This window comes from Actinomadura sp. KC06 (genome assembly GCF_004348735.1).
Lineage (GTDB): Bacteria > Actinomycetota > Actinomycetes > Streptosporangiales > Streptosporangiaceae > Spirillospora.
This window is the reverse complement of sequence record NZ_SMKT01000264.1, coordinates 1-7,283: the sequence shown is the minus strand read 5'-3', so window position 1 is coordinate 7,283 and position 7,283 is coordinate 1. Positions and strand designations below refer to the sequence as shown.

The 7,283-nt window shown below is 69.2% G+C and carries 6 protein-coding genes; 2 read left to right on the top strand and 4 right to left on the bottom strand.

Annotated features, from left to right (window positions below; genetic code table 11):
- Window positions 1–209 precede the first annotated feature (209 nt).
- A complete protein-coding gene (locus tag E1287_RS40785; protein WP_131971097.1) occupies window positions 210–698 on the top strand; it encodes an Rv3235 family protein in 489 nt (162 codons plus the stop codon).
- 51 nt (window positions 699–749) lie between these two features.
- Here E1287_RS40785 and secA read toward each other — a convergent pair whose 3' ends face one another.
- Window positions 750–3,626, bottom strand: a complete 2,877-nt coding sequence (gene secA, locus E1287_RS40780) for a preprotein translocase subunit SecA (protein WP_131971095.1) — start codon at window positions 3,624–3,626, stop codon at window positions 750–752.
- Between the two features lie 182 nt (window positions 3,627–3,808).
- Here secA and E1287_RS40775 point away from each other — a divergent pair, with 182 nt between their 5' ends.
- Window positions 3,809–4,189: an HGxxPAAW family protein gene (locus tag E1287_RS40775; RefSeq protein WP_131971093.1), complete on the top strand. Its 381-nt coding sequence runs from the start codon at window positions 3,809–3,811 to the stop codon at window positions 4,187–4,189.
- Between the two features lie 271 nt (window positions 4,190–4,460).
- On the opposite strand, the gene E1287_RS40770 is transcribed toward E1287_RS40775, so the two are convergent.
- The 3 genes from E1287_RS40770 to E1287_RS40760 form a co-directional block, all read right to left on the bottom strand.
- On the bottom strand, window positions 4,461–5,708 hold the full coding sequence (locus E1287_RS40770) for a crosslink repair DNA glycosylase YcaQ family protein (RefSeq protein WP_243719784.1): 1,248 nt from the start codon (window positions 5,706–5,708) through the stop codon (window positions 4,461–4,463).
- Window positions 5,709–5,780: 72 nt separating this feature from the next.
- Window positions 5,781–6,437, bottom strand: coding sequence for a response regulator transcription factor (locus E1287_RS40765; protein ID WP_207933348.1), 657 nt, complete (start codon window positions 6,435–6,437; stop codon window positions 5,781–5,783).
- Between the two features lie 552 nt (window positions 6,438–6,989).
- The coding region (locus E1287_RS40760) for a sigma 54 modulation/S30EA ribosomal C-terminal domain-containing protein (RefSeq protein ID WP_207934765.1) at window positions 6,990–7,283 on the bottom strand (294 nt) is incomplete at its 5' end.

Sequence of the window (7,283 nt, the reverse complement as noted above, 5' to 3'; positions counted from 1 at the left end):
GGCCGGCCCAGCCCCCCGGCCCGGCTCCCGAGAGTCCCGGAAAACCCCGCACCCTCGCCCGGGACTCGCTCCCAAGGCGGCGGGACGCAGCAAGCGTCCCGCCGCCTTCCCCTTTCTGGCCCTTGGTCACTGATGGGCCGGATGTGGTCAGAATGTATTTTCTGCGCCTCTCGTGACTCCTGTCTTGAAACGAGCCAGGAGGTCTTTTCATGCGAGGGCGTACGGGGAAGTCAGCGGCGGTGCGGTTCGTCCGGTACCGTCCGGTGCCCGCCACCCGGGGAGCGCTGGCACTGGAGCCGGCGGCGGCTCCCGTGCGGCCGCCCGGACTGCGGCTGGTCCGTCCGGAGGACGGCGTAGAGGCCGAGGTCCGGTCCGTAGCGGACGCGGCCGTCCGCCTGGTCGTGGACATCCTGGCGGGCACACGCCCAGCCCACCAACTCTCCCTGGTCGCCGTCCCCACCGTATGCCGCGAACTGCTCCACCACACCACCGCACGCAAGCACAGCGCCCCCACCCTGCGCCCGACTCGGATCGTCCCGCCGAAGGTGCTGTCCAACCGGCTGCAGCGACCCGCGCCGACCGTCGCGGAGTCGGTCGCGGTCGTGGTAGTGGCCGGACGCGTCCACGCCCTGGCCCTGCGCCTGGAGCACACCCGCGGCCGATGGCGCTGCACAGCCCTGGAAACAACAGCCCCGTGACAAGCGGAAGCGGCCTCCCGGGGGTTCGGGAGGCCGCTTTCGTGACGGGTGCTACTTGTTCTTGCTGCGCGGGTCGCCGTGGCAGCGCTTGAACTTCTTGCCCGAGCCGCAGGGGCACGGGTCGTTGCGGTTCACGCCCGCGTACTCGTCCTGCGTCTCCTCGCTGTGGTGCTCGACGCCGCCGTCGCCGTCGACGGTCGGGGCCGAGTACTCCAGCTTCGTCGGACGCTTCGGCGCGTCGAGGCCCTTCGCCTTGATCGCCGGGGCCTCGTCGGCCTCCTCGACCTCGTCGGCGGGGGCGGCGTCCGCGTCGGCCTCGGTGTCCGTGGCCGTCTTGGCGACGGACACGGGCTTGGCGCCGACCGCCGGGGCCGCGGGCTGCTCCTCCACCTCGACCTCGAGGTGGAACAGGTAGCCGACCGACTCCTCCTTGATGCCGTCGAGCATCGCGTTGAACATGTCGTAGCCCTCGCGCTGGTACTCCACCAGCGGGTCGCGCTGCGCCATGGCCCGCAGGCCGATGCCCTCCTGGAGGTAGTCCATCTCGTAGAGGTGCTCGCGCCACTTGCGGTCGAGGACGTTCAGCACGACGCGGCGCTCAAGCTCGCGCATGACCTCGGCGCCGAGCTCCTCGTCGCGCTTGTCGTAGGCGGCCTGGGCGTCCTCGCGGATCTTCGCGGCGAGGGTCTCGGCGTCGAGGCCGGAGATGTCGCCGCCGGCCGCGTCCTCGACCAGCTCGTCCACCGTGATCGAGATCGGGTAGAGCTGCTGGAACGCCTTCCACAGCTTCTCGAGGTCCCACTCCTCGGCGAAGCCCTCGCCGGTGGCGCCCGCGACATAGCCCGCGACGACCTCGTCGATCATGCTCCGGACCTGCTCGTGCAGGTCGGCGCCCTCCAGGACCTTGCGGCGCTCGGCGTAGATGACCTTGCGCTGCCGGTTCAGGACCTCGTCGTACTTCAAGACGTTCTTGCGCATCTCGAAGTTCTGCTGCTCGACCTGGCTCTGCGCCGACTTGATCGCGTTGGTGACGATCTTGGACTCGATCGGCACGTCGTCCGGGATGTTCAGCCGGGTCATGATCGACTCGACGCGGGCGGAGTTGAACAGCCGCATCAGGTCGTCCTCGAGGGAGAGGTAGAACCGGGACTCGCCCGGGTCGCCCTGCCGTCCCGACCGTCCGCGCAGCTGGTTGTCGATGCGCCGCGACTCGTGCCGCTCGGTCGCGAGGACGTACAGGCCGCCGAGGTCGACGACCTCCTCGTGCTCGCCCTTCACGGCCTCCTGCGCCTTCTCCAGCGCCTCCGGCCACGCCGACTCGTACTCCTCCGGCGTCTCCAGCGGGGACAGGCCGCGCTGGTGCAGCTCCAGGTCGGCGCGGAAGTCGGGGTTGCCGCCGAGCATGATGTCGGTGCCGCGTCCCGCCATGTTCGTCGCGACGGTGACGCCGCCCTTGCGGCCCGCCTCCGCGACGATCGCGGACTCCTGCTCGTGGTGCTTGGCGTTCAGCACCTGGTGCGGGATGCCGCGCCGCTTGAGCATCTTGCTCAGCTTCTCGGACTTCTCCACCGACGTCGTGCCGACGAGGACGGGCTGGCCCTTCTCGTGCCGCTCGGCGATGTCGTCGACGCACGCCTCGAACTTGGCCTGCTCGGTCTTGTAGACGACGTCCGCCACGTCCTCGCGGATCATCGGCTTGTTCGTCGGGATCGGCACGACGCCGATCTTGTAGGTCTTGTTGAACTCGGCCGCCTCGGTCTCGGCGGTACCGGTCATGCCGGACAGCTTGGAGTAGAGGCGGAAGTAGTTCTGCAGGGTGATCGTGGCGAGCGTCTGGTTCTCGTCCTTGATCGCCACGCCCTCCTTGGCCTCGATGGCCTGGTGCATGCCCTCGTTGTAGCGGCGGCCGTGGAGGATGCGGCCCGTGAACTCGTCCACGATCAGGACCTCGCCGTTCATGACGACGTAGTCCTTGTCGCGCTTGTAGAGCTCCTTGGCCTTCAGCGCGTTGTTGAGGAAGCTCACCAGCGGCGTGTTGACCGAGTCGTAGAGGTTGTCGATGCCGAGCCAGTCCTCGACCTTCTCCACACCGGCCTCGGTGATGCCGACCGTGCGCTTCTTCTCGTTGACCTCGTAGTCGCCGGCGCCGTACTCGTCGACCTGCCCGGCGGTGCTGACCAGCTCCGCCCGCTTCAGCCGCGGGACGATCTTGGCGAACTCCGAGTACCACTTGGAGTTCTGCTCGGCCGGCCCCGAGATGATCAGCGGGGTGCGGGCCTCGTCGATGAGGATCGAGTCGACCTCGTCCACGATCGCGAAGTTGTGGCCGCGCTGGACGCACTCGTCCAGGCTCCAGGCCATGTTGTCGCGCAGGTAGTCGAACCCGAACTCGTTGTTCGTCCCGTAGGTGATGTCGGCGTTGTAGGCGGCGCGGCGCTCCTCGGGCGTCATCTGGGCGAGGACGACGCCGACCTCGAGGCCGAGGAACTGGTGGATGCGGCCCATCCACTCGGCGTCCCGCTTGGCCAGGTAGTCGTTCACCGTGACGATGTGGACGCCGTCGCCCGACAGGGCGTTGAGATAGGCCGGCAGCACCGCGGTCAGGGTCTTGCCCTCACCGGTCTTCATCTCGGCGATATTGCCCAGATGGAGGGCGGCACCGCCCATCACCTGGACGTCGAAATGGCGCTGGCCGAGGACGCGCTTGGCGGCCTCGCGGGCGGTCGCGAAAGCTTCGGGGAGCAGGTCGTCCAGGGTCTCGCCGTCGGCGAGCCGCTCCCGGTACTTGTCGGTCAGCTCGCGCAACTCGGCGTCGCTCATCTCGAGGAAGTCCTCCTCGATCGAGTTGACCTGATCCGCGAGCTTCTTGAGCTTGCGCAGGATTTTGCCCTCGCCCGCACGAAGGATCTTGTCGATGACTGGCGGCACTCTCGGAGGCTCCTTGCAGATCGTGGTTCACCGCTCCAGGCGGCGCGCACACCACACGTACGATGCCATCGTAGGCGAGACTTAGAATGGTCTAGGTCACTCCGCAGCGCAATCCACTGCGCGTCCCGTTTGACTTTCCGGCTCCCGGAGAGGATGTCTCACAGCATCCGGAGGGAGGGTCGGTGTCCGAACAGTCGCACTCCGAACAGCGGCCGGAACAGCCGCGACCGGAACATTCACACGGATCGCACGCCGGACGGCCGGGATCCTGGGCCGCCGTAACCGTCATCTTCGCCGGCTTCGTCGTCGGCGGCGTGGCACTCTGCCTGGGGCCGATGTGGGTCCTGTTCTGGGTGGGGGCCGGGATCATCGTCCTGGGCATGATCATCAGCGGTTTCGTGCATCTGTTCGCCGACGTGGTGGTGGACGCGCCCAGGGTCATCCCCGAGATCGTCGACTACTCCCTGTTCGGCTCCCGCACCGCCAAGCGCCGCGGCGGCGAGGCGGGCGAGGCGCTGGATCGTCCGGTCGCCACCGACCCCGAGCAGACCCCGCACGGCTGACACGCCCCATTCACGGCCTTCGCAGCGGGACGCTTAACACCCGCCAAAGACCGAGAATCAGGACAACGTCACCCCGAATAACAACAAGCCCGAAACCCCGTCCATTCCAACCCTTCACCTCGAACCCTGAGTGAAGGCCAAGTAGCACGCAGTGGCCGATTTCCACGACCGACGGCCCGCACGAGAAGCCCGTTTCCGTCATTCCACAACCGCCCCGCTCAAGCAAAGCAACACGGAGCCACGCCCCCGCCCGAGCCCCGAGCACGGGGGGTCAGGTTGGGGTGGCGGCTTTGAGGGCGGATTCGACCAGGGGCCTGGGTAGGTCGGTTCGTTCGACGCGGACGTCATCGCAGCCGACCCAGGTGGCGGCGCGCCAGAGGGCGGTGGCCAGGGCCGCGGCGGACGTCTCCGTCCGGGCGAAGGTGCGGGTGGCCCACGGTTCCAGGGACGTCTGGCGGGCGATGAGGGTGCGGCCTTCTCTGGCGGGGTCGACTCGTCCGAGAAGGCGGCCCCCGGCGAGGAGCGGCATCGCGAAGTAGCCGTGGACGCGCTTGGCCTTCGGGACGTACGCCTCCAGGCGGTGGTCGAAACCGAAGACGCGGGACGTGCGGGCCCTGTCCCAGACGAGGGAGTCGAACGGTGAGAGTAGCGTTGTGGCGTGCCGGCCGCGCGATGCAGTGGCCAGGGCGTCGGGGTCGGCCCAGGCCCGCTGGGACCAGCCGGCGACCTTCGCGGGGACGAGCCCGGTCGCGTCGATGACCTGGTCGACCTGGTCCTGCCTGATCCGGTAGTAGTCGGCGAGGTCGCCGCGGGTCGCGACGCCGAGGGCCCGTCCGGCGCGGGCGACGAGCGCGGTCAGGCAGGCGTCGTCGTCGGGCTCGCGGGTGCGGAGTTCGTCCGGGACGGCCCGTTCGGCCAGGTCGTACACGCGCCGCCAGCCGACGCGCTCGACGCAGACGACCTCGCCGACGTCCAGCAGCCACTCGATGCCGATCTTGTGGTCGCTCCAGTCCCACCATTCGGCGCTCGCCTTGGCGCCGCCGAGCTCCTTGGTGGTCAGCGGGCCGTCCGATCTCAGGCGGGCGCGGATCTCGGCGCAGACGCCCTCGGGGACCTTGTGCCAGCGCCAGCCGCGGCGCAGGTAGGCGCGGCGGCGGAACGCGAAGAGCGGCCAGTCGGCCATGGGGAGGATGGACGCGGCGTGCGCCCAGTACTCGAACGCCCCGGCGCCCTTGCGGCTGCCCTTCGCGCTGCCCTTGCGATGGCCGTTGGCGCTGCCCCAGTACGCGGACTCGATCGCACCGCGTCCGACCGGGCCGAGACGGGCGTAGGGGACCAGCTCGTGGGACCGGGCGAGGACGGAGATCGTGTCGAGCTGGACGGCCCCCAGCCGTTCCAGCATCGCCGGAACGCCCCCTCTGGGCTGCGCCCCCAGGAAACCCTGGGCCCGCAACTGGAGCCGCCGCGCCTCGTCCGCGCCGAGTTCTACCGCCGGTGTTCCGCCTGCTGTCTGAACCACGCCCGCGATGCTACGACACAACACCGACAAAACCGGATTGCCGGTCGCGCTGGACCGTGGCCCAGCGCGGGATCAGGTGATCTCCAGGAGTTTCTCGCGGACGGCGTAGACGACGGCTTCCATCCGGGAGTGGAGCTGGAGCTTCTCCAGGATGTTGCGGACGTGGTTCTTCACGGTGTTCTCGGAGATGAACAGCTCGCGGGCGATCTCCCGGTTGCCGAGGCCGCGGGCGACGAGCCGGAGCACTTCCATCTCGCGCTCGGTGAGGCGCGGCGCGGGGACCTGCTGCGTGCGTTCCTCGCTGCGCTTGGCCAGCGCGGCGAACTCGGTGATGAGCTTGGACGCCATCGACGGGCTGATCAGCGACTGCCCACCGTGCACCGCGCGGACGGCCTGCGGCACCTCGTCGATCGAGATCTCCTTGAGCAGGTAGCCGCTGGCCCCCGCCTTGATCGCCTCGAAGAGATCCTCCTCCTCGTCGCTGATCGTCAGCATGACGATCTTCGCGCTGGGCGCGGCGTCCTTGATCGCGGTGCAGGCCTCGATGCCGCTGCGGCGGGGCATCCGGATGTCCATCAGGACGACGTCGGGCAGCAGGTCGCCGGCCATCTCGACGGCCTCGTGGCCGTCGCCGCCCTCGCCGATGACCTCGATGTCGTCCTCGCCCTGGAGGACCATCTCCAGACCCCTGCGGAACAGCGCATGGTCGTCGACGATGAGCACGCGGATCGGGTCGGCCGTCCCGGCCGACGGGGCCGCCTCCCGGCCGGCGGGGGCGGCGCCGGCCTGACGGGGTACCGCCGCGGCGTCGCGAGCCTCGGGATTCTCGCTCACCAGAGTCGCGGCGTGGAGGAGACGCCGCTTCCCCCCTTCACTATTCAGCGATCTGGAACCACCGGAGGGTTGCTCTCCGACGGGTCGTCCCCGGGAACATACGGGGTCCGGGGGCTGACCCGGGGGATTTCGGGCCGGGGTGTCCCCCGGTGAACTGCTGTGCGTCCCGGGAGGTTCCCGGGTGGGCCGCTGCGAACCCCGCGAATCGTTCGATCCGCAGGACCACCGCCGCGGCGCGGTGGCCGGTCGGGATCCGGGACGGCCGGCTGTGCGGCCCCGCACCGGATTCACCCCCGGACCACCGCGTCCGCGGATCGGCTGGTACGCCTTTTCAGATCATGACATGGTTCGGACGGTGACGTGACGCGAGTGCCGCATCACGGAACGGTTGCAACTTCGTCGGTCTGCGCAGGCCACGCCCTCGCGGACGGGCCGGATGGGGAACGGTCACTCTTCTTCGACGAGCCTGATCACTCCGTAGTCCCAGCCTCTTCTCCGGTATACGACCGAGCGGTGCCCGGTGGCCTTGTCGCGGTACAGATAGAAGTCGTGGCCGACGAGCTCCATCTCGAAGAGGGCCTGCTCGATGCCCATGGGCTCGGCCTTGTGGAACTTCTCGCGGACGACCAGGGGGCCGTCGCCGTCCATGGGGATCGGGACCAGGTTCTCGTCAGGCGAGACCTTCACCGGCTCGGGCTCCTCCGCCGCGGGCGGTGGGGCGGCCCGCGGGGGTTCGGGGAG

What these genes read in the sequence shown, in the direction of transcription:
- E1287_RS40785 (WP_131971097.1), top strand. Translation starts at nt 210, where the DNA reads ATGCGAGGGCGTACGGGGAAGTCAGCGGCGGTGCGGTTCGTCCGGTAC.